The 22649-nt window shown below is 72.7% G+C and carries 16 protein-coding genes; 9 read left to right on the top strand and 7 right to left on the bottom strand.

Features of this window, described 5'->3' with window-relative positions:
- Position 1: 1 nt before the first annotated feature.
- From A8713_RS26440 to A8713_RS26415, 6 genes are all read right to left on the bottom strand, one after another.
- Positions 2-871, bottom strand: a complete 870-nt coding sequence (locus tag A8713_RS26440) for a class II glutamine amidotransferase (protein WP_064536062.1) — start codon at positions 869-871, stop codon at positions 2-4.
- 15 nt (positions 872-886) lie between these two features.
- The gene (locus tag A8713_RS26435; protein ID WP_064536060.1) at positions 887-2317 is read right to left on the bottom strand and encodes a glutamate decarboxylase; all 1431 of its coding nucleotides are present in this window, start codon (positions 2315-2317) and stop codon (positions 887-889) included.
- Positions 2318-2381: 64 nt separating this feature from the next.
- The gene (locus A8713_RS26430) at positions 2382-3515 is read right to left on the bottom strand and encodes a glycosyltransferase (protein WP_064536059.1); all 1134 of its coding nucleotides are present in this window, start codon (positions 3513-3515) and stop codon (positions 2382-2384) included.
- Positions 3512-6394, bottom strand: coding sequence for a bifunctional glycosyltransferase/CDP-glycerol:glycerophosphate glycerophosphotransferase (locus A8713_RS26425; RefSeq protein ID WP_079159140.1), 2883 nt, complete (start codon positions 6392-6394; stop codon positions 3512-3514). Before A8713_RS26425 ends, A8713_RS26430 begins: the two co-directional genes overlap by 4 nt.
- Before the next feature lie 398 nt (positions 6395-6792).
- Entirely contained in the window at positions 6793-9237 is a 2445-nt protein-coding gene (locus A8713_RS26420) for an MFS transporter (RefSeq protein WP_064536058.1), read from the bottom strand.
- Positions 9238-9413: 176 nt separating this feature from the next.
- The gene (locus A8713_RS26415) at positions 9414-9857 is read right to left on the bottom strand and encodes an SRPBCC family protein (protein ID WP_037889577.1); all 444 of its coding nucleotides are present in this window, start codon (positions 9855-9857) and stop codon (positions 9414-9416) included.
- Between the two features lie 204 nt (positions 9858-10061).
- On the opposite strand from A8713_RS26415, the gene A8713_RS26410 reads away from it, so the two are divergent.
- The 4 genes from A8713_RS26410 (at position 10062) to A8713_RS26395 (ending at position 13965) form a co-directional block, all read left to right on the top strand.
- A complete protein-coding gene (locus tag A8713_RS26410) occupies positions 10062-11183 on the top strand; it encodes an Rv2578c family radical SAM protein (RefSeq protein ID WP_216826781.1) in 1122 nt (373 codons plus the stop codon).
- Positions 11184-11330: 147 nt separating this feature from the next.
- A complete protein-coding gene (locus A8713_RS26405; protein WP_064537727.1) occupies positions 11331-12929 on the top strand; it encodes an alpha/beta hydrolase in 1599 nt (532 codons plus the stop codon).
- Between the two features lie 66 nt (positions 12930-12995).
- Entirely contained in the window at positions 12996-13394 is a 399-nt protein-coding gene (locus A8713_RS26400) for a RidA family protein (RefSeq protein WP_064536056.1), read from the top strand.
- 4 nt (positions 13395-13398) lie between these two features.
- Positions 13399-13965: a GNAT family N-acetyltransferase gene (locus A8713_RS26395; RefSeq protein ID WP_064536054.1), complete on the top strand. Its 567-nt coding sequence runs from the start codon at positions 13399-13401 to the stop codon at positions 13963-13965.
- 7 nt (positions 13966-13972) lie between these two features.
- Here A8713_RS26395 and A8713_RS26390 read toward each other — a convergent pair whose 3' ends face one another.
- Positions 13973-14548: an adenylosuccinate lyase gene (locus tag A8713_RS26390; protein WP_064537726.1), complete on the bottom strand. Its 576-nt coding sequence runs from the start codon at positions 14546-14548 to the stop codon at positions 13973-13975.
- A 452-nt stretch (positions 14549-15000) separates the two neighbouring features.
- Between A8713_RS26390 and A8713_RS26385 the strand changes: the two genes are divergently transcribed.
- The 5 genes from A8713_RS26385 to A8713_RS26365 all read left to right on the top strand — a co-directional run bounded on the left by A8713_RS26385 (position 15001) and on the right by A8713_RS26365 (position 22646).
- A complete protein-coding gene (locus tag A8713_RS26385; RefSeq protein WP_064536052.1) occupies positions 15001-16806 on the top strand; it encodes a 3-hydroxyacyl-CoA dehydrogenase family protein in 1806 nt (601 codons plus the stop codon).
- Between the two features lie 199 nt (positions 16807-17005).
- On the top strand, positions 17006-17854 hold the full coding sequence (locus A8713_RS26380; RefSeq protein WP_064537725.1) for a TetR family transcriptional regulator: 849 nt from the start codon (positions 17006-17008) through the stop codon (positions 17852-17854).
- Positions 17855-18257: 403 nt separating this feature from the next.
- The gene (gene ccrA, locus A8713_RS26375; protein ID WP_173860997.1) at positions 18258-19595 is read left to right on the top strand and encodes a crotonyl-CoA carboxylase/reductase; all 1338 of its coding nucleotides are present in this window, start codon (positions 18258-18260) and stop codon (positions 19593-19595) included.
- Between the two features lie 7 nt (positions 19596-19602).
- Positions 19603-21675: a protein meaA gene (locus A8713_RS26370; RefSeq protein WP_064536049.1), complete on the top strand. Its 2073-nt coding sequence runs from the start codon at positions 19603-19605 to the stop codon at positions 21673-21675.
- A complete protein-coding gene (locus tag A8713_RS26365) occupies positions 21672-22646 on the top strand; it encodes an HpcH/HpaI aldolase/citrate lyase family protein (RefSeq protein ID WP_064536048.1) in 975 nt (324 codons plus the stop codon). The genes A8713_RS26370 and A8713_RS26365 overlap by 4 nt, the downstream gene beginning before the upstream one ends.
- Positions 22647-22649 lie beyond the last annotated feature (3 nt).

Genomic DNA, 22649 nt, shown 5'->3' with positions numbered 1-22649 from the left:
GTCAGGCGGCCTTCTGGGACGCGGCGGCCTCGGGACGCAGATCGGCCAGGGTGAGCCGGTGCGCCGGCGGGTCGGGCAGGACGGTGTGCGCGGTGGTGGCGAGGTCCGGGCCGACGTGCAGGAGTTCGCCCGGTGCCATGAGGCGCCAGCCGGGGTTGTCGTCCATGCGTTCGCTGGCGACGACCACGGCGGGCAGCCCGGCCAGGTCGGCCGAGTGCACCCGCATCCGCCCCCGGGCGCCGCTGTGGTCGAGGTGGCGTCCCCCGTGCGGGCCTCCCACCGGGCGCTCCAGCACATACAGCTCGTGGGTGTCGGGGTAGCGCAGCGCCCACAGTTCGTCCGGGGTGACGAGGATCAGATTGAGGGCGTAGACGGGCAGGTTCGCGGCGATCCAGCCGGCCGCCCGCCGGATACCGGCGCCCACGTCGCCGCCGTGCTCGCGGATCTCGCGGGTGATGAGCGCGAAGAACCGCTCGGAGTCGGTGTCACCGGTCACCAGTGACCGGTCGGCGCCCAGGTGCGCGTCGAGCCGGTCCAGGCCCTCGATGACGCCGTTGTGCGCGAACAGCCGCCCGTCCTGCGCGAACGGATGGGTGTTGCGCGCGTCCAGGCCGCCCGTCGAGGCATAGCGGATGTGCGCGAGGAAGGTGGCGGACTCCGCCCGCCGGGCGTCCTCGGCGAACGCCCGGTCCTCGAAGGCGGCGATCGGGGCCTTGTCGATCCGCGGGGTGCCGTCCGGGGCGAAGTAGCCGAGGCCGGTGCCGTCCGGGTCCTGGTGGCTCTGCCGGCTGAGGCTGTCGGGGGCGTCCAGGAGCCAGAAGGTGGCGCGGGTGCGGCGCGGGGCGCTGCTGAGGCCGAACAGACGGCACATCGGGTACCTCCTCGGTCAGTCGCGGCCGGGGCTGCGTGGGTTCTTGGTCTCCGCGCCGTGCGCGAACCCGCCGGCGTCGTCGGCGGTGCGGTGCGGCTCGTTCTGCTTGTCCAGCCGGGGCAGGACGCGGCGCAGATCGGCCAGGAGCAGATCGGCGAGGTCGTGGCTGAAGCCGTTGCGGACCACGATCCGCAGCACGGCCAGATCGGTGCGGTTCTTCGGGAAGGTGTACGCGGGCACCAGCCAGCCGCTCTCGCGCAGCGCGGCGGAGACGTCGAAGACACTGAAGTGGTCGGTGCCCGCGCTCATCCGGAACGCGAAGACCGGGATCTCGCTGCCGTCCGTGATCAGCTCGAACGGGCCGAGCCGCGCGATCTCGGCGGCGAGCCGGGTGGCGACGTCGCGGCAGGTCTGCTGGACGCGCCGGTAGCCCTCGAAGCCCAGCCGCAGGAAGTTGTAGTACTGCGCGACGACCTGGGCGCCGGGCCGGGAGAAGTTCAGCGCGAAGGTCGGCATGTCGCCGCCGAGGTAGTTGACGTGGAAGACGAGGTCGTCGGGGAGGGCCTTCTTGTCCCGCCACAGGGCCCAGCCGACGCCGGGCATGACGAGCCCGTACTTGTGCCCGGAGGTGTTGATGGAGGCGACCCGCGGCAGCCGGAAGTCCCACTCCAGGTCCGGGTCGAGGAAGGGCGCGATCATCCCGCCGGAGGCGCCGTCGACATGGATCGGGATGTCCAGGCCGGTGCGGGCCTGGAGGTCGTCGAGCGCGGCGGCGATGGCGGCGACGGGCTCGTAGCTGCCGTCGAAGGTGGAGCCGAGGACCGCGACCACCCCGATGGTGTTCTCGTCGCACAGCTCGACGGCCTGCTCGGGGGTGAGGTGGTAGCGGTCCCCCTCCATCGGAACGTAGCGCGGCTCGACCTCGAAGTAGTCGGCGAACTTCTCCCAGCAGATCTGGACGTTGATGCCCATGACCAGGTTGGGCCGGTCGGCGGGCTTGCCCTCGGCGCGGCGCCGGTGCTGCCAGCGGCGCTTGAGCGCGAGCCCGCCCAGCATGGCCGCCTCGCTGGAACCGGTGGTGGAGCAGCCGATCGCCCGGCGCGGGTCCTCGGCGTGCCAGAGCCGGGCGAGCATGTGGACGCACCGCGTCTCGACCTCGGCGGTCTGCGGGTACTCGTCCTTGTCGATCATGTTCTTCTCGGCGCACTCGTCCATCAGCCGCCGCGCCTGCGGCTCGGCCCAGGTGGAGACGAACGTCGCCAGGTTCTGCCGGGCGTTGCCGTCGAGCATCAGCTCGTCGTGCACGATCTGGTACGCCGTGTCCGGGTCCATCTCCGCCCGGGGCAGCGCGTACCGCGGCACCTGAAGGGGCTCGCGGCTGAAGACCGGGTTGACCGCCAGGTCACGGCTGTCGCCCCGGTCGTCACGAGAATGCCTCACCGTCATGCGCGCTCCGTCCTCCGCCTGTCGTCGGTGTACCTGGGGCCGGCCCGGTCGAGGGTGCTCGCCGCTACCGCTCCAGGAAGTCGAAGAGCCGCTCCCAGCGGTCGGTGATCGCGTCCGGGTCGAAGCGCCGCACACTCCGCAGGGCCTGCTCGCCCATCCGGTCGCGCAGTTCCTCGTCGGACATCAGCCGCACCAGGTGGCGGGCGAGCTCGGAGGTGTTGCCGGGCCGGGCCAGCAGCCCGTCCTCCTCGTGGCCGACGATCTCGCGGACGCCGGGCGCGCAGTCGAAGGCGACACAGGGCACCCCGCTCGCCATCGCCTCCAGCAGCACCAGCGGGAAGCCCTCGCCGCGGGAGGACTGCACGAAGACGGAGGAGGCGCGCAGCGCGCCGGGCACGTCGTCGGTCTGCCCGGCGAAGTCCACCGAGTCCTCGACGCCCAGTTCGGCGCACCGGCGGCGCAGGTCGGCCTCGGACTCGCCGCGGCCGTAGATCCGCAGGGTCCAGCCGGGCTGCTGGGGCGCGGCCTCGGCCCAGGCGTCCAGGAGCAGGTCGACGCCCTTCTCGTGGGAGAGCCGGCCGATGCTCGCCACGACCTTCTCGGTGCGCGGGGACGGCGCGCCGGGGGCCAGGGGCAGCGGGTTCGGCATGAAGCCGAGGTTGTTCATGCCCTCGCCGACCCAGCGGTCGGCGTCCTCCTGGGTGAGGGCCAGCAGCCGGTCGACGGTGCCGTAGTACTTCTTCACCCGGCCGAAGCGGGACGACTTGCGGGCCGTCTCGAAGGACTCGTGGGTCATGCCGATCACGGTGTGCCCGGCGGTGTCCGCGAGGGCCACCCACTCCATCGCCCACACCTGCGTGACGATGATGACCGCGCCGGGCGCTGCGGCCCGGAAGAGGCCGGTGAGGCGGCTCGCGGCGGCGCGCATGTGGGCGTCGTGGCGGCGCACGGCCGGGTCGGCGGAGCCGAGCAGCCGGCGGGGGCGCGGGCGGCCCGGCGGGCGGCGGGCGTACAGCGTGACGGTGCGGAACGGCGGGTTCTCGCCGAGGTCCATCGGGTGCCCGGCCGGGGCGATGCCGGCGATGGTGACCCGGTGGCCGCGGCCCGCGAGCAGTGTCGCGAGCTGGGCCTGCCAGCGGCCGACGCCGCCGAGTTCGTCGACCTCGTTGGCCACGAAGAAGATGTCGCGCTGGGTCATCGGGCCTCTCCCGCGGGGCCGAAGAAACGGTCCACGATCTGCGCCGCGGCGTCCCCGCGGTCGTACTCGCCGTACTTGTCCACGAACTCCTTCAGCCGCGCCTCGTACGTGGCGTGCACGGCGTCCAGGTCGCCGATGGCGGCGAACAGCTCCTCCGGTGTGCGCGGTGCCGGGCCCGGCGCCTCCGCGAGCAGGTCGAAGTAGGTGCCGCGGGTGTCCCCGGCGTACTCCTCCCAGTCGTGGACGTAGAACACCAGGGGGCGCTGGAGCAGGGCGTAGTCGAACATCACCGAGGAGTAGTCGGTGATCAGGGCGTCGGCGAGCAGCAGCAGCGGGGTGATGTCCGGCTCCGCGCTGACGTCGATGACGCGCCCGGCCACCGAGGGGGGCAGGGTGAGCCGGTTGAGGTAGTGGGCGCGCACCAGCAGGACGTGGTCGTCGCCGAAGCGGTCGGCGTACTCCTCGACGTCGAAGGGGAACGCGAAGTCCCGTACCCGGCCGTCGCGGTGGGCGCGGAAGGTGGGCGCGTACAGCAGCACCTTCTTGGCCGGGTCGATGCCGAGGCGCTCGGCGAGGCGCCGGGCCCGGGGGTCGGGCGCGGTGGACTCGCGGGCGCGGACCAGGGCGTCGTTGCGCGGGTAGCCGGTGCGCAGGAGCTTGTGCTCGGGGATGCGGTAGGCGCGGGCGAGGGTGCGCACATCGTGCTCGCTGCGGACCACGAAGTGGTCGAAGCGGTCCAGGGCCTGCTGGTAGGCGCGCTGCTCCTGCTCGGACTGCATGCGCTGGGAGGGCTCGTCGAAGCCCATCCGCTTGAGCGCGGAGCCGTGCCAGGTCTGGATGTACGTCGTGCCGGGTCGCTTGGCCAGGCGCAGCGGGAAGCCCTGGTTGTCGATCCAGAACTCGGCCTGGGCGAGCGCCTTGAGGTACCGCCACGACCAGCGGCGCACCAGCTCGGCGTCCTCGGGGAAGCCCTTGGGCCTCTCGCCCGCGTAGGACCAGATGGCGGTGACGGGCACCTCGCGGCGGCGCAGCTCCTCGTAGATGGCGCGGGGGCTGTCGCTGTACTGCTTGCCGAGGTGGCTCTCCAGGACGACGGTGCCCTTGCGGATGGGCAGCCTGGTCAGCATGCGCTCGTAGACCTGGAGCTTGCGGGCGCCGGAGTTCAGGTCGCGGCGCACGGCGCGCAGCTTGCGGTAGGCGCCCTTGGCGGCGCGCGCGGGGCGGCCGTGCAGGTTGCGCCGGACGGCGGCGTGTCCGGCGCGGGCGGCCTGGCCGTGCTGGGCGAGCCGGAAGGCGAAGTGGCCCTTGGCGGACACCTGGGCCTCGATGCGGTCGGCCAGCAGCCGGGTCAGCCGCGGCCGGACGGGCAGGGCCTCGGTGTTCTCCAGGTCGACCGTGCCGACGGTGAGCCGGCTGGTGGTCCTGGTGCCGTCCGCGGTGAGGTGCAGCCGGACGTCCCAGACGTCGTCGATGATCCCGAGCGGCCGCAGGCGGCGGCTCAGGGGCACCTCGGCCCGCCAGGCGATGGTGTCGCCCTCGTGGCTGAGGGCGGTGACCGGGAAGCTGAACGTCTGCAGGCTGCGCCGCCTGGCCCGGAACTCCAGCTCGGCCGAGAGCTTCGCGCCGGGGGCGATGACACCCAGCGGGTTGACGATCTCCCCGGCGAGCCGGACGTCCCCGTCGTGCGCGGTGTAGTCGGTGAGCCGGTTGCGCAGGGACATCTGGTTCAGGCGCTTGGCGTGGTAGCCGAGGGTGGTGACGTCCAGTACGGCGCGCATCTCGGGGTCGTCGAGGTGGCGGTCGGTCCAGTAGATCCGGCCGTCCCGCTCGGCCAGCGGGGTGGCGATCTTGTGCCGGTTGATCAGGGTGTCGATGGCCGGCATCAGGCCGGCCCAGTCCTCGCGCAGCAGCAGCTGGGCGCAGATGGCGTGGACGCGGTCCAGCTCGGCGTAGGCGGCCTCGGGGAAGTCCTGGACGTAATCGCGGGCCAGTTCGGCGAAGCCGTGCCGGTAGTCGTCGTCGAGGAAGGGCAGTTCCCGCAGGTAGAGCACGAGGTCGTGCTTGAGGAACTTGATGTCCTTCCACAGCTTCAGCCGCTCCTGGCCCTGACGGTCCAGGAGGGCGTCGATCCGGCGGTGGATCTCGACCCGGTCGGCGAAGTTCCTGATCTCGCCGCGCCGGTTGCTGATCGACTTGGCGGCGGTCTTCTCGACCACGTTCCAGTGGTAGACCGTGTTCGGGATCAGGGTGATGCGCCGGGCGGCCAGATACGCCTGGGCGGAGAACAGCAGGTCCTCGTAGTGGATGCCGCGCGGGAAGGCCAGGTCGTTGTCGACGAGGAAGCCGCGCCGGTAGCACTTGTTGGTCGACAGGGTGTCGAAGACGAACAGGTCCGGCAGCTCGGCGACCGATTCGAGGGTGCGGGTGGTGCGGTACATCCACGGGTACCAGGCGACGCGCTTGCCGTGCCGGTTGTCGGTGTACACCCGGACGCACAGGCCGGAGACGAGGTCGGCCTCGGTGCGGTCGGCGGCCTCGACCATGTTGCGGCACGCGTTGCGTTCCAGCGTGTCGTCGCTGTCCAGGAACATCACGTACCGGCCGCGGGCGGCCTTGACGCCCTGGTTGCGGGGCTCGCCGCAGCCGCCGCTGTTCTCCGGGAGCCGGATGGCGCGCACCTTGCCGGGGTGGGCCGCGGCGAGCGCCTGCGCGACAGCGAAGGAGCCGTCCGTCGAGCAGTCGTCGGCGATGATCACCTCGACATTGCGCAGAGTTTGCTCGAGAACGGAACCGACGGCCGTGGAAAGTCGCTCCTCGTCGTTGTAGACGATGACGACAACACTCACGTCCGGCTCGGGCGCGACGCTCGACACGGCCACCTCTCGTCTCTGTACCGTGGGGGGTTTGCGATGGGGCGGACGCCACCCTACAACCCGTAGGGTCCGCACCGGCCCCCGCCCCCTTCAAACTACGTCAATGCGACAATACGCCGCTCCGCTGACACGCTGGGTCGCGGACCGCGCGTCCGTCCGCCGCCGGGCACGCCCGCCGCGCGTCGGCGCGCACGCGGGTCGGCCGCGCGGCGCGGGGGCGCGAACTGCGGCCCGCCGGGCGGTACTTCACCGTACGCCGGGGCGGCGGCCCGGGGCTCGACGGTACCGTGCCGCCGCGGCACCGGCCCGCCGGGTCCCGGGCCGTCGGGTCCCGGGCCGCCGGGTCCCGGGCCGCCGGGTCCCGGGCCGCCCGGGGGTCACCTGTGGATCACGGGCGGCACGGGTCAGTCCTCGTGACCGAGCTGGAGATCGCGTTCGGTGCGTCCGCCGCCCGCGACCTGGAGCACCGTGGCGACCGGCGGGTACCCGGCCGCGATCACGGTGTACTCGCCGGAGGACAGGTCCACGAACCGGAACGTTCCGTCGGGTCCGGTGGTGAGTGTGTCGACGACGTTGCCCGCCGCGTCGAGCAGCGTCACGCGCGCGTCCTCGACGACACGGCCGCCGCTCGCCCGTACGGTGCCGCGCAGTACGGCGCCGCCCGCCAGCTCGACGTCCTGGCGGGTCTCGCGGGCGGCCTGCACGCTGACCGGCAGCGCGGCCGGGCGGAAGGCGGGCGCGCTGGCGGCGAGGGTGTACTCCCCCGCGACCAGCTCCGTGATGACGTAGCCGCCCTCGCGTCCGCTGCGGGTGCTGGCGACGACCTCGCCGTGCACATTGGTGAGGGTGACGGTGGCCTCGCGCACCGGGCTGCCGTCCGCGGTGCACACGGTGCCCGCCAGGCGTCCGGCGCCGCCGAGGACCACGTCGAGTTCCACGGGGCGCTCGCCGACGGTCACCGAGACGGCCTGCGGCTGGTGGCCGCCGGCCGAGGCGATCAGGACGTACGAGCCGCTGCCCGGCGTGGACAGCGCGTACCGGCCGTCCTCGCCGCTCGCGCCCCGCCCGATCTGGAGGCCGCCGACGTCGATCAGCGTGAGGGCCGCGCGCGGCACGACGGTCCCGTCCGCGTGCTGCACCGTGCCGCACACGGGGACTCCGACCGGGTGGGGCACCCGGGCCGGCGGCACGTCGGCGGGGACGTACGCCACCGGCTCGGTCTCGAAGGCGGCCGGGGCGTGGGTGTTGTGGGACACCAGCGGTTTCTCCTTGAGGAAGAAGGCGATGATCAGGCCGAGGACGAGCACCGGGACCAGATAGAGGAAGATGCGCGGCATGGCGTCGGCGTACGCCCGGATGTAGGCGTCGCGCAGGGCCGGCGGCAGCGCGCGGACCGTCTGGGGGGTGATCGACTCGGGGTCGGGGAGGGCGGCGCCCGCGCGCGCGGGCAGGCGCTCGCGCAGGGCGTCGGCGAGGCGGCCGGCGAAGAGGGTGCCGAAGACGGCGGCGCCGACGCTGCCGCCGATCTGCCGGAAGTAGTTGTTGGCGCTGGTCGCGGTGCCGAGGTCGGCGGGGCGCACGGAGTTCTGCACGGCGAGCACGAGGACCGGCATCACCAGGCCGATCCCGGCGCCGAGGACGGCCATCCACAGGCTGTACGCCGCGCGGGAGGTGTCGACCTCCAGACGGGACAGCAGCCACATGCCGACGGCGGACAGGGCGCTGCCGAGCAGCGGGTACATCCGGTAGCGGCCGGTGTGGCTGATGAGCTGGCCGGAGACGATCGACGCCACCACGATGCCGCCCATCATGGGCAGCATCAGCAGTCCGGACTCGGTGGCCGAGGCGCCGTCGACCATCTGGAGGAAGGTCGGCAGATAGCTGGCCGCGCCGAACAGGGCGACGCCGATGACCAGGCCGACCAGGCCGCTGATGTTGAAGACGGAGTCGCGGAAGAGCCGCAGCGGGATCAGGGGCTCGGCGGCGAAGCGCTCGGCGACGACGAAGAGGACGCTGGCGGCGGCGGCGCCCGCGCCCAGGCCCAGGATGACGCGGGACCCCCAGGCGTACTCCGTGCCGCCCCAGCTGGTCAGCAGGACCGCGCAGGTGGAGGCGGCGCCGAGCAGCAGGGTGCCGAGGAAGTCGAAGCGCGCCCTGGTGCGCGGCCGGGGCAGCTTCAGCACCAGGGTGACGACGAGCAGCGTGACCAGGCCGAAGGGCACGTTGACGTAGAAGCACCAGCGCCAGGAGAGGTGGTCGGTGAAGTAGCCGCCGAGCAGGGGTCCGGCGACGGAGGCCAGTCCGAAGGCGGCGCCGATGAGCCCCATGAACCGGCCGCGCTGCCGGGGCGGCACGATGTCCGCGATGATCGCCTGGACGCCGATCATCAGACCGCCGGCGCCGAGCCCCTGCACGGCGCGGTAGGCGATCAGCTGGTCCATGCTCTGCGCCCGGCCGGCCAGCGCGGAGCCGATGACGAAGACCGCGATGGCGAACTGGAAGACGCCCTTGCGGCCGACCAGGTCGCCGAGCTTGCCGTAGACGGGCAGTCCCACGGTGGCCGTGAGCAGATAGGCGGTGATCGCCCACGACATCTTGTCCAGGCCGTGCAGTTCCCCGACGACCTTGGGGAGCGCGGTGGCGACGATCATCTGATCCAGGGCGGCCAGCAGCAGCGCGAGCATCAGACCGACGAAGACCAGCCGGACCCGCCGCGGGCTGAGGGCGTCGGCGCCGGCCGGGGGCGCGGCGGGGTCCGGGCCGGCCGCGACGGGATGCGGACCGGTCGCGGCGCGGGTCCCGGCCCGCGCCGCGACCGGTTCGTCCTGCGCCAGAGTGATCCCGCCCACGTGTCCTTCTCCCTCGTCGCACCGTCGCGCTCGTCGCACTCGCGCGGATTGCGCGCGTAAAGCGACAACTGCGGACAGCGCGCCGGGTTACGGCGCCGGGCGGGGCGGTACGGAGATCACCCGAACCGGTGAAGGAGTCAACATGGGCGGGGAAGAGGCGAGTTGCCCCGGCGGTGCTACTTCTCGACCTCGGTGGCGAGGTTGGCGAGCAGGGCTTCGTAGATCCGGCCGAGGCCCTTGGGGGCGAACGTCTTCTCGAAGAAGCCGCCGATACCGCCCGCGCCCTGCCAGGTGGTGGTGACGACGACCCGGGAGCTGCCCTCGCCGGCCGGGGTGACCCGCCAGGTGGTCACCATGGACGAGTTGCGGTCCTTCTCGACCAGTTCGCCGTCGGTGGGCTCGCTGACCTCCAGGAGGCAGTCGCGGATCCGCTTGCTGGTGGCCTGGAGCTTCCAGTGGACGAGGGTGCCCTCGCCGTCGCCGCCCTCGCGTACCTCGTACTCGCTGAAGTGCTGGGGCAGCAGCCGCCCGCGGGTGCCGCTGTAGTCGGCGAGGGCGTCGAACACCTTCTCCGCGTCCGCCGCGACGACCCGCTCCGTAGTGGCCTCGACCTGCGCCATGGGGTTCCTCCAGGACATCCGTTCTCAGGGTGGGGGGCAAGCCAACCACCCCGCTCGCCGGGCACCCAAATCGGGGTGCGGCAAGTGATCGGACCCGGCGCGCGGGGCGATCGGGAACGGTGCCGGAACGGCCCGGCCGCGGTCGTCCGCACGATCAAGGGAACAAGTGTTCTATTCTGTGGGCAGTGCTACCGAGGAGGCGTCATGCGCTGGGACAACCTCACAGCGGGCCCCGTGAACCCCGAAGACCCGGCGGGCCCGGCAGAACCGGCAGACTCCCGGGACCCCGGCGAGCCCGCCGTCGAACACGGCCGGGCGGACGCGGCGCTGTTCGGCGCCGACGCGGTCACGGTCCGCACGTTCGACACCCCGGAATTCGCCGGGATCACCTTCCACGAGGTCCGGGCCCGTTCGATCGTCAACCGGGTGCCCGGCGCCTCCCGGATGCCGTTCGAATGGACGGTCAACCCCTATCGGGGCTGCACGCACGCGTGCGTCTACTGCTTCGCCCGCAAGACGCACAGCTATCTGGACCTGGACACGGGCCTCGGCTTCGACACCCAGATCGTGGTCAAGGTGAACGCCCCCGAGCTGCTGCGCCGCCAGCTCTCCGCCCGCCGCTGGCGGGGCGAGCACATCGCGATGGGCACCAACGTCGACTGCTACCAGCGCGCCGAGGGCCGCTACCGGCTGATGCCCGGCATCATCTCCGCGCTGCGCGATCACGCGAACCCGTTCTCGATCCTGACCAAGGGCACGCTGATCCTGCGCGACCTCGATCTGCTGAAGCAGGCCAACGAGGTCACCGACGTGGGCATCTCGGTCTCCGTGGGCTTCACCGACCCCGGGCTGTGGCGCACCGTGGAGCCCGGCACGCCCGCGCCGGAACGCCGCCTGGACGTCGTGCGCACCCTCGGCGAGCACGGCATCGGCTGCGGGGTGCTGATGGCGCCGGTGATCCCCTTCCTCGGTGACGACCCGGCCCAGCTGCGGGCCACGGTGCGGGCGATCGCGGCGGCGGGCGCCACCTCCGTCACACCGCTGACGCTGCACCTGCGGCCCGGCGCCCGCGAATGGTTCATGGCCTGGCTCGCCGCGCACCACCCGCATCTGGTGCGCCGCTACGAGCGCCTGTACGCCGACGGCTCCTATGCCCCCAAGTGGTACCAGCGCCGCATCACCGGCCAGGTGCACGAACTGGCCCAGGAGTACGGCATCGGCCCCGCGCGCGCGGGAGCGGCCCGCCGCATCCGCCCGGACCGGCCGCTCGCGCATCCGGCGGACACGGCCGGGCCGAGCGAACCCGTACAGCTCTCGCTCCTCTGAGACGGTGCCGGTGATCGTTCGAGGGCACCGGCCCGACCAATCGGGTCAATAAGGTTCATAATGCGGCGCACCGGAGGCGCCTTCCGGGACGATGCGGCGAGGATCGCGGGACGCGCGGTCCGCAGCCTCTCCGTCCTGGGAGGACGCATGAGAAGACGCGCCGCCGTACTGTGCGGTGCCGCGCTCGTCGTGGCCGGCTCTGTCACCGCCGCCCCCGCCGACGCGCGCACCGCGCACCCCGCAGCCGCCCCGGCCGCCGGGATCAGCTGGAAGAAGTGCGGCACCACCGACCGTCCGACCCTCCAGTGCGGCACCGTGCGGGTGCCGCTGGACCGCCGCGCCCCGTCCGGGCGGCAGGTCTCGCTGGCACTGACCCGCATCCCGCACACCGCGCACACCTCTCAGGGCCCGCTGCTGGTCAACCCCGGCGGACCCGGGGGCAGCGGGCTCTCCCTCGCCGCCTTCGTCGCCTCGGCGCTGCCGAAGGCGGTCGCGGCCCAGTACGACGTCGTCGGCTTCGACCCGCGCGGGGTGGGCGAGAGCGGCCCGGCACTGGACTGCGCGCCGGGCCACTTCAAGGCGGTGCGCCCGGACTCGGTGCCCGCCACCCCGGCCCTCGAACAGGCCGGCCTCGCGCGGGTGCGCTCCTTCGCCGACGCCTGCGCGCGCAAGTACGCGAGCGTGCTGCCCCACATCGACACCGTGGACGCGGCCCGGGACATGGACGCCGTCCGCGAGGCCCTCGGGGCGCCGCGGCTCAGCTACTTCGGCTACTCCTACGGCACCTACCTCGGCGCGGTGTACGCCAAGCTGTACCCGCACCGGGTGCGCCGCCTGGTGCTGGACTCGGTCGTCGACCCGGCCGGGATCTGGTACGAGGACAACCTGCGGCAGGACGTGGCGTTCGACGCCCGCCACCGGGCGTTCCTGGCCTGGGTCGCCCGCAACGACGCCGCCTACGGGCTGGGCACCGATCCGGCGGTGGTCGAGGCGAAGTGGTACGCGATGCGGGCGGCGCTCGCACGCGAGCCCGCGGGCGGGAAGGTGGGCGCCTCCGAACTGGAGGACACCTTCATGCCCGGCGGCTACTACAACGGCTACTGGCCGCTGCTCGCCCAGGCGTTCGCCGCGTACGCGAAGGACGGGAAGAGCGACGCGCTGGTCGCGGCCTACGACGACCTCGGCGCCGTGGACGCCTCCGGGGACAACGGCTACAGCGTCTACACGGCGGTGCAGTGCCGTGACGCCGCCTGGCCGCGCGACTGGCGGCAGTGGCGCGCGGACACCTGGGCGGTGCACGACAAGGCGCCGTTCATGGCCTGGAACAACGCCTGGTACAACGCGCCGTGCGCGTTCTGGCCGGTATCCGCCGAGCGTCCGGTGGACATCGCCAACGACGCGCTGCCGCCGGTGCTCCTGTTCCAGGCGACCGACGACGCCGCCACGCCGTACGAGGGCGGGGTACGGGTGCACCGGATGCTGGCCGGGTCCCGGCTGGTCGTCGAGGAGGGCGGCGGCAACCACGGCGTCACGCTGAGCGGGAACACCTGCCTGGACGGGCATCTGGCGGCGTATCTGCGCGACGGCACCGTGCCGCGCGCCCAAGGCGGCGCGGCGGCCGACGCCGTGTGCCCGAAGACGCCCGACCCGAAACCGCTGAGCGGCAAGGCCGCGGCGCCCGCGCACGGCACGGGTGGGGCGCGCGGGGCCGCGGCCCTGCACGACCTGGTCCGCTTCCGCGGCTGACCACCTGACGCACCCTCGGGGCGGGGGCGGGGTCCGGCTGTCACACCCATGGTCCACCATGGGGGCATGAGCGAGCTGACCAGAATTCCCGCGCCCGAGGGCGTCGCCCCCGCACCCCCGTACTCCCACGTCGTCATGGGCACCGGCCGCCTCGTCGCCGTCTCGGGCCAGCTCGCCCTGGACGAGGACGGGCGGCTGGTCGGCGAGGGCGACCCGGCGGCCCAGGCCCGCCAGGTCTTCGAGAACCTGCGCCGCTGCCTGGCCGCCGCGGGCGCCGGCTTCGACGACGTCGTCAAACTCACCTACTTCGTCACGGACATCGCCCACCTCCCCGCCATCCGCACGGCCCGCGCCGCCCACATACCCGACGACCGCCTCCCCGCCTCCTCCGCCGTCCAGGTCGCCGCCCTGGTGCGCCCCGAATTCCTGATGGAGATCGAGGCGTTCGCGGTCGTGAGCGGGTGAGCGGGTGAGCGGACCCCGGGTGCGCGAGATGGCCCTCGCCGACTGCGACCGCGTGGCCGAGATCCGCGTCCACGGCTGGCGCACCGCGTACCGGGACCTGATGCCGCGCTCCTTCCTGGACGCGCTCAGCGTGGAGCGGGACGCCGAGCTGCGCCGCGCACTCCTCGCGCGGCACGACAGCGGGACGACCGACCTGGTCGCCGTCGGGGCACCTCCCGGCCCGCCGGGGCGGTCGGGGCAGCCGGGCGACGACGGCGAAGTCCTCGGCTGGGCCTGCCACGGCCCCTGCCGGGACGGCGAAGGCACGACCGGAGGCGCCGAGTTGTACGCCCTCTACGTCGACGTGCGCCGGCATGGCCACGGCATCGGGTACGCGCTGCTGACGGAGTCCATGCGCCGGTGCGCCGCGGCCGGCCACCGGCGGATGTCCCTGTGGGTGGTGGAGGGCAACGCCCGCGCTCGGCGTTTCTACGAACGCGCCGGGTTCCGTGCCGACGGCGCGGTCGACTCCTCCGACGTCGACGGTGTCGCCGTGCCGGAGGTGCGGTATGTCCGGGAGCTGACCGGCTGAGGCGGGGTCAGTTCCGCTTCGGGAGGCGGGCCAGGGCATGGATCGCCGCTTCGGCCAGGGACGGGTGGGCCAGGGCCTCGTCGAGGACCGGGCGGGCGCGGGCGTCGCCCAGGGCGCCGAGGCCCTCCACACAGGCCAGCGCCACCCGGCGGTAGGGGTCGTGCGGGTGCAGCCGGCGGCGCAGGGTGGTGATCAGCGCGGGCACGGACTCCGGGGCGCGCAGGGTGACGAGCAGGCGCACGGGGTGCAGGGCGTAGGCGACGCGGAGTTCGTTGGTGGCGAGGGCCGCCGCCGCGCGGGCCGTGCGGGGGTCGCCGAGGCGGCCCAGGGCGTACGCGGCGCTCGCGCAGCGCGGCGGGTCGCGGTGGTTGAGCAGCAGGACGAGGGACTCGAAGGCGCGCCGGTCACCCGCGAGGCCCAGCCGGAAAGCGGCCAGTTCCCTGGCCCACAGCGGCCGTCCCGCGGCGGTCAGGACGGCGGCCAGCTCGTCCGGGTCCTCGGTCCGCGCCAGTCGCCGGTACTCGGCCGTCCCCCCGGACTCCTGCCGTAAGCGTTCCGTGAGTGATCGCAACTCTTCGTCCACGAAGGCCACGATAGAGGCGTGCCGGGCCGCACGGGACACCCCGCGCGCAGCAAACTCAGGGGGCTAGGGCCTGTCGTCAAATTCCCGCCTGCCCCGCGACGACAGGCCCTAGCGCGCTCGTTACCCACCGGTTAAGCTCAGACGAGCGAGTTACCCACTCGTATCGACTCGTGGCGGCCTGGTGACGCAGCCACCGCGAGTGCTGTCGGTCCGGTGCCCCTGGTACCGGCGCGTGTACCGCTGTACGACCCGGCTCCGGGACAGAGCCGGCCGGCCTCGTGCCGCACGGGCGTGTGCGCGTCCGCGGCGCGGGCTCCCGGGCGTGTGCGCCAGGACCTGACGGTCCTCGGCAGCCCGGCAACACCCGCACCCCCTCCCTCCGCACCCGGTGCGCCCGCTCGGCGCACCCGGTCGCGTTCCCAGTCGTCACCCCTCATTCCTGGAGTCCCGCGATGGCCGCTCCCCGCCCCGACACCCCCCTGTCCCCGCTCAAGACCGTGGCCGTCGTCGGCCTCGGCACCATGGGCACCGGCATCACCGAGGTCCTGGCCCGCGCCGGCCGCGAGGTCGTCGGCATCGACATCGACGAGGCCGCGACCGCCCGGTCCGTCGCCGCCCTGGAGTCCTCCACCGCCCGCGCCGTGGCGCGCGGCCGGCTGACCGAGCAGGAGCGCGCGGACGTCCTCGCCCGCGTGCGCACCTCGGCCGATCTGTCCGCCGCCGCCGACGCCGACCTGGTCATCGAGGTCGCGCCGGAGTCGTACGAGATCAAGCAGCAGATCTTCCGCGAGCTGGACCGCGTCGTGCGGCCCGGGACCATCCTGGCGACCGGCACCAACGCGCTGTCGGTGACCCGGCTCGCCGCCGACTCGGCCCGTCCCGAGCGCGTGCTCGGCCTGCACTTCTTCAACCCGGCCCCGGCGATGCGGCTGGTGGAGGTGGTCTCCTCGGTGCTGACCTCGCCACAGGCCGTCGCCGCCGTCACCGACCTCGCCGCCGAACTGGGCAAGGAGCCGGTCGCGGTCGGCGACCGGCCCGGATTCGTCGCCGACGGGCTGCTGTTCGGCTACCTCAACCAGGCCGCCGCGATGTACGAGGCCAAGTACGCCTCACGGGAGGACATCGACGCCGCGATGCGGCTCGGCTGCGGCCTGCCGATGGGCCCGCTCGCCCTGCTCGACCTGATCGGCGTGGACACCGCGCGCACCGTCCTGGAGGCCATGTACGCCGCCTCGCACGACCGGCTGCACGCGCCCGCGCCGATCCTCAGGCAGCTCAGCGAGGCGGGCCTGACCGGCCGCAAGGCGGGGCGCGGCTTCTACACCTACGAGTCGCCGGGCAGCGGCACCCTCGTGCGGGACGCCCTCACCCCGCCGGAGGGCGACGCGCCCGCCCCCGGCCGGCCCGTGCGCGTGATCGGGGTGGCCGGCTCGGGCACCATGGCGTCGGGCATCGCGGAGGTGTTCGCGAAGGCGGGCTACGAGGTGGTGCTCGCCGCGCGCACCGCCGGGAAGGCGGAGGCGGCCAGGGCCCGGATCGGCGGCTCGCTGGCGCGCTCGGTGGACCGGGGCCGGATGAGCGCCGAGACCGCCGCGCAGGCCCTCGACCGGATCACGGCCACCGGCACGTACGACGACTTCGCGGACGTCGACCTGGCGGTGGAGGCCGTCGCCGAGGACCTGGCCGTCAAGCAGCAGGTGTTCGCGACGCTGGACAAGGTCTGCAGGCCGGGCGCGGTGCTCGCCACCACCACGTCCTCGCTGCCGGTGATCGCCTGCGCCCGTGCCACCTCGCGCCCGCAGGACGTGGTCGGCATGCACTTCTTCAATCCGGCCCCGGCCATGAAGCTGGTCGAGGTGGTGCGTACGGTGCTGACGGCGGACGACGCCCACGCCACGGTCCGCGAGGTGTGCGCCGAGGTCCGCAAGCACCCGGTGGACTGCGGCGACCGGGCCGGTTTCATCGTCAACGCGCTGCTGTTCCCGTACCTCAACAACGCGATCAAGATGGTCCAGGAGCACTACGCGAGCCTCGACGACATCGACGCGGCGATGAAGCTGGGCGGCGGCTATCCGATGGGGCCCTTCGAGCTGCTGGACGTGGTCGGTCTGGACGTCTCGCTGGCCATCGAGAAGGTGCTGCACCGCGAGTTCCGCGACCCGGGCCTGGCCCCGGCGCCCCTGCTGGAGCATCTGGTGGCCGCGGGCTGCCTCGGCCGCAAGACGGGCCGCGGCTTCCGTGAGCATGCCCGGCGCTGACCGCTCCGGCGGCCGGTCCCGGCCCGCGGAGGGACGATCGCGGCCGGCAGAGGAGCGGTGCGGGCCGGGCAGCGAGCGGTTCCGGGCCGCGAGGGAGTGGGGCGGCCTGCTGGACCCGGCCGCCCCGCCCCCGCCCGGCCAGGGTGGTGAAGGCCGGGGACCTGCGCATCGGGCCGCGCCCATGCAGTACGTTCAGGTCATGCCCCAGCCCGCCAAGTCCTCACGCACCCCCGCCACGCCCGACGCGCCGGAGAGCGCCGCGGGCTCCCGCGCCGCCGCGCAACGGCTCAAGATGCGCCGGGAGCTGGCCGCCGCCGCGATGGAGCTGTTCGCGACGAAGGGGTACGAGGCGACCACGGTCGACGAGATCGCCGCGGCGGCCGGGGTCGCCCGCCGCACCTTCTTCCGCCACTTCCGCTCCAAGGAAGAGGCGATCTTCCCCGACCACGACGACACCCTGATCCGGGCCGAGGCGGTGCTGAACGCCGCCCCCGCGCACGAGCATCCGCTCGACACGGTGTGCCGCGGCATCAAGGAGGTCATGAAGATGTACGCGGCGCGGCCGGAGATCTCGGTCGCCCGCTACAAGCTGACCCGCGAGGTGCCCACGCTGCGCGAGGCGGAGATCGCCTCGGTGGCCCGCTACGAGCGGCTGTTCACCCGCTATCTGCTGGGGCACTTCGACGAGCGGGCGCACGCCGACGACGCCAACGACGATCCGCTGCTGGCCGAGGTCGCCGCCTCGGCGGTGGTCACGGCGCACAACCACGTGCTGCGGCGCTGGCTGCGGGCGGACGGCCGGGGCGACGTGGAGACCCAGCTCGACCACGCGTTCGCGATCGTCCGCAGGACCTTCGGGACCGGGATCGGGGCCGGCCGCACCACGGCGGCGCCGGCCACCGCCGCCTCCTCGGCCGGGGCGCCCGGAGCGCCCGTGTCGCCCGCCGCCGTCTCCCGGCAGGGCGAGGTGCTGGTGACGGTCGCCCGGACCGACGCCCCGCTGGACGAGGTCATGCGCGCCATCGAGGAGGCGCTGAGGGAGCGCTGAGCCACGACCGCTGTGCCGACGGCCGCCCCCTCGGGGGTGGCCGTTTTGGCGTGTCCGGGCCTGTTTTCGAGCGATCCTCCACCCGCGCACGATCGATCATCGCTCGTCTGTCGGGTAAAGATTTCACCTGAGCGCAACATCTGGCACTCAGTGCCTTGTCAGCTGACACGCGGTGTCATACGTTGAAGGTGTCCGGGCTGTCCCGGCAGGCCCACCGCCTGCGCGCCCTGACGCCTGCGTCACAGGCACCCTCCCGCGCCACAAAGCGCCGCCACGCACCAGCCGCCGCACCCGCGGCACCCGCCGGACCGACGGCACCTCCTCTGCACCCCTCAGCAGCACCGACGTACCCCCTCAGCGCCCCTCCCTCAGGGCGCTCACCGCCGGAGGCAACACCGTGACCGTGAAGGACATCCTGGACGCGATCCAGTCCCCGGACGCCACGTCCGCCGACTTCGCCGCCCTGCCGCTCCCCGAGTCGTACCGCGCGATCACCGTGCACAAGGACGAGACGGAGATGTTCGCCGGGCTGTTGACCCGCGACAAGGACCCGCGCAAGTCGCTGCACCTCGACGAGGTGCCCCTGCCCGAACTCGGGCCGGGCGAGGCCCTGGTGGCCGTCATGGCCTCCTCGGTCAACTACAACTCGGTGTGGACCTCGATCTTCGAGCCGCTGTCCACGTTCGGCTTCCTGGAGCGCTACGGCAAGGTCAGCGAGCTGACCCGCCGCCACGACCTGCCGTACCACATCATCGGTTCCGACCTCGCGGGCGTGGTCCTGCGCACCGGGCCCGGCGTCAACGCCTGGCACCCCGGCGACGAGGTCGTCGCGCACTGCCTGTCCGTCGAACTGGAGTCGTCCGACGGCCACAACGACACCATGCTCGACCCCGAGCAGCGCATCTGGGGCTTCGAGACCAACTTCGGCGGCCTGGCGGAGCTCGCACTGGTGAAGTCCAACCAGCTGATGCCCAAGCCGGACCACCTCAGCTGGGAGGAGGCCGCCGCCCCCGGCCTGGTCAACTCCACCGCCTACCGCCAGCTCGTCTCCCGCAACGGCGCCGGCATGAAGCAGGGCGACAACGTGCTCATCTGGGGCGCGAGCGGCGGACTCGGCTCGTACGCCACGCAGTTCGCGCTGGCCGGCGGCGCCACCCCGATCTGTGTCGTCTCCTCGCCGCAGAAGGCCGAGCTGTGCCGGGCCATGGGCGCCGAGGCGATCATCGACCGCACCGCCGAGGACTTCCGGTTCTGGAGGAACGAGCACGAGCAGGACCCGCGCGAGTGGAAGCGCTTCGGCAAGCGCATCCGCGAACTCACCGGCGGCGAGGACGTCGACATCGTCTTCGAGCACCCCGGCCGCGAGACCTTCGGCGCCTCCGTCTACGTCACCCGCAAGGGGGGCACCATCGTCACCTGCGCCTCCACCTCGGGCTACCACCACGAGTACGACAACCGCTACCTGTGGATGTCGCTGAAGCGCATCATCGGCTCGCACTTCGCCAACTACCGCGAGGCGTGGGAGGCCAACCGTCTGATCGCCAAGGGGAAGATCCACCCGACGCTCTCCAAGGTCTACGCCCTGGAGGACACCGGGCAGGCCGCCCACGACGTGCACCGCAACGCCCACCAGGGCAAGGTCGGCGTGCTCTGCATGGCCCCCGAGGAGGGCCTCGGGGTGCGCGACACGGAGCTGCGCGCCCGGCACGCCGACGCCATCAACCGCTTCCGGAACGTCTGAGGGACCCATGACTGAGCGTCAGACCGCGCAGCCGCCGAAGGAGCGCGACCGGCCCTGGCTCATGCGCACCTACGCCGGCCACTCCACGGCCGAGGCGTCCAACGAGCTGTACCGGCGCAACCTCGCCAAGGGCCAGACCGGCCTGTCGGTGGCGTTCGACCTGCCGACGCAGACCGGCTACGACCCCGACCACGTCCTCGCGCGCGGCGAGGTCGGCCGGGTCGGCGTGCCGGTCGCGCACCTCGGTGACATGCGCCGGCTGTTCCGGGACATCCCCCTGGAGCAGATGAACACCTCGATGACCATCAACGCCACCGCGATGTGGCTGTTGGCGCTCTACCAGGTCGTCGCCGAGGAGCAGGGCGCGGACATCACCCGGCTCCAGGGCACGACCCAGAACGACATCGTCAAGGAGTACCTGTCCCGGGGCACCCATGTGTTCCCGCCGGGTCCCTCGCTGCGCCTGACGACGGACATGATCGCGTACACCGTCTCCCACATCCCCCGGTGGAACCCGATCAACATCTGCAGCTACCACCTCCAGGAGGCCGGGGCCACACCGGTGCAGGAGATCGCCTATGCGATGTCCACGGCGATCGCCGTCCTGGACGCGGTGCGCGACAGCGGCCAGGTGCCGCCGGAGCGCATGGGCGAGGTGGTGGGCCGGATCTCCTTCTTCGTGAACGCGGGGGTCCGCTTCATCGAGGAGATGTGCAAGATGCGCGCCTTCGGCCGCATCTGGGACCAGGTCACCCGGGAGCGCTACGGCATCGAGAACCCCAAGCACCGCCGCTTCCGCTACGGCGTCCAGGTCAACTCGCTCGGCCTGACCGAGGCGCAGCCGGAGAACAACGTCCAGCGGATCGTCCTGGAGATGCTGGCCGTCACCCTCTCCAAGGACGCCCGCGCCCGCGCCGTGCAGCTGCCGGCCTGGAACGAGGCCCTGGGCCTGCCCCGCCCCTGGGACCAGCAGTGGTCGCTGCGCATCCAGCAGGTGCTCGCCTACGAGTCCGACCTGCTGGAGTACGACGACATCTTCGAGGGTTCGAAGGTGATCGAGACGAAGGTGGACGAGCTGGTCCGCACGGTGCTCGGCGAGATGGACCACATCCAGCGCCTCGGCGGCGCGCTGGCCGCCGTGGAGTCCGGCTATCTGAAGTCGCAGCTGGTCGCCTCGCACGCCGAGCGCCGGGGCCGGATCGAGTCCGGCCAGGAGAAGATCATCGGCGTCAACATCTTCGAGGGCACCGAGCCGAACCCGCTCACCGCCGATCTCGACACGGCGATCCAGACGGTGGACCCGGCGGTCGAGGACCGCGTCGTCGAGGCGGTCGAGCAGTGGCGCACCACGCGCCAGGAGTCCTCCGACCGGCAGGGCATGGGCGATCCGTTCCACTTCCCGACCGTGCGGCAGGCGCTCGACCGGCTCAAGGAGGCGGCCGCGGGCACGGAGAACCTGATGGAGGCCACTCTGGAGTGCGCCCGCGCCGGGGTGACGACCGGCGAGTGGGCCGGGGCGCTGCGCGAGGTGTTCGGCGAGTTCCGGGCGCCGACCGGGGTGTCGTCCGCGCCGGTGGCCGTCACCGCCGAGGAGGGCTCGGCCCTGTCCGGGGTGCGTCGCAAGGTGGACCTGACCGCGCGCGAACTGGGCGTGGGCAAGCTGCGCTTCCTGGTCGGCAAGCCGGGTCTCGACGGCCACTCCAACGGCGCCGAGCAGATCGCCGTACGGGCCCGTGACGCCGGGTTCGAGGTGGTCTACCAGGGCATCCGGCTCACCCCCGAGCAGATCGTGGACGCGGCGCTCGCCGAGGACGTGCACGCGGTCGGCCTGTCCATCCTGTCCGGCTCGCACGCGCGGCTGGTGCCGGACGTGCTGGAGCGGCTGCGTGTGGCCGGTGCCACAGACATCCCGGTGATCGCCGGTGGCATCATCCCAGGCGGTGACGCCGAACAGCTGAGGGCCGCCGGAGTGGCCGCCGTCTTCACCCCGAAGGACTTCGACATCACCGGCATCATCGGTCGCATCGTCGACGAGATCCGGAAAGCGAACAAGCTCGACCCCCTGGAGGTTCCCGTATGACCAGCCCCGCTCCCCAGGCCGACCGTCTGCGTCCGCGGCGCTCGTGCCTGGCCGTCCCGGGCAGCAACCCGCGCTTCCTGGAGAAGGCGCAGGGACTCCCCGCCGACCAGGTCTTCCTGGACCTGGAGGACGCGTGCGCGCCGCTGGCCAAGCCCGAGGCGCGGCACACCATCGTCAAGTTCCTCAACGAGGGCGACTGGACGGGCAAGACCCGGGTGGTCCGGGTCAACGACTGGACGACCGAGTGGACGTACCGGGACGTCGTCACCGTGGTGGAGGGCGCCGGCCAGAACCTGGACTGCGTCATGCTGCCCAAGGTGCAGAGCGCCCAGCAGGTGGTGGCGCTCGACCTGCTGCTGACGCAGATCGAGAAGACCATGGGCTTCGAGGTGGGCCGCATCGGCATCGAGGCGCAGATCGAGAACGCGCAGGGCCTCAACCACGTCAACGAGATCGCCGCGGCCTCCCCGCGCCTGGAGACGATCGTCTTCGGACCGGCCGACTTCATGGCCTCCATCAACATGAAGACGCTGGTCGTGGGCGAGCAGCCGCCCGGCTATCCGGCGGACGCCTACCACTACATCCTGATGAAGATCCTGATGGCCGCCCGCGCCCACGACCTCCAGGCGATCGACGGCCCCTATCTCCAGATCCGCGACATCGACGGCTTCCGCACGGTCGCGGGGCGCGCCGCCGCGCTCGGCTTCGACGGCAAGTGGGTGCTGCACCCCGGCCAGGTCGAGGCGGCCAACGAGGTCTTCTCGCCCTCGCAGGAGGACTACGACCACGCCGAGCTGATCCTGGACGCGTACGAGTACTGCACGTCCGAGGCGGGCGGCAAGAAGGGCTCGGCGATGCTCGGCGACGAGATGATCGACGAGGCCAGCCGCAAGATGGCCCTGGTCGTCGCGGGCAAGGGACGGGCGGCCGGGATGCGGCGCACGTCGAAGTTCGAGATCCCGGAGGGCTGAGCG

It is taken from the genome of Streptomyces sp. SAT1, assembly GCF_001654495.1.
Lineage (GTDB): Bacteria > Actinomycetota > Actinomycetes > Streptomycetales > Streptomycetaceae > Streptomyces > Streptomyces andamanensis.
Note: the sequence above shows the minus strand (reverse complement) of the source record. Positions and strands in the feature narration are given on the sequence as shown.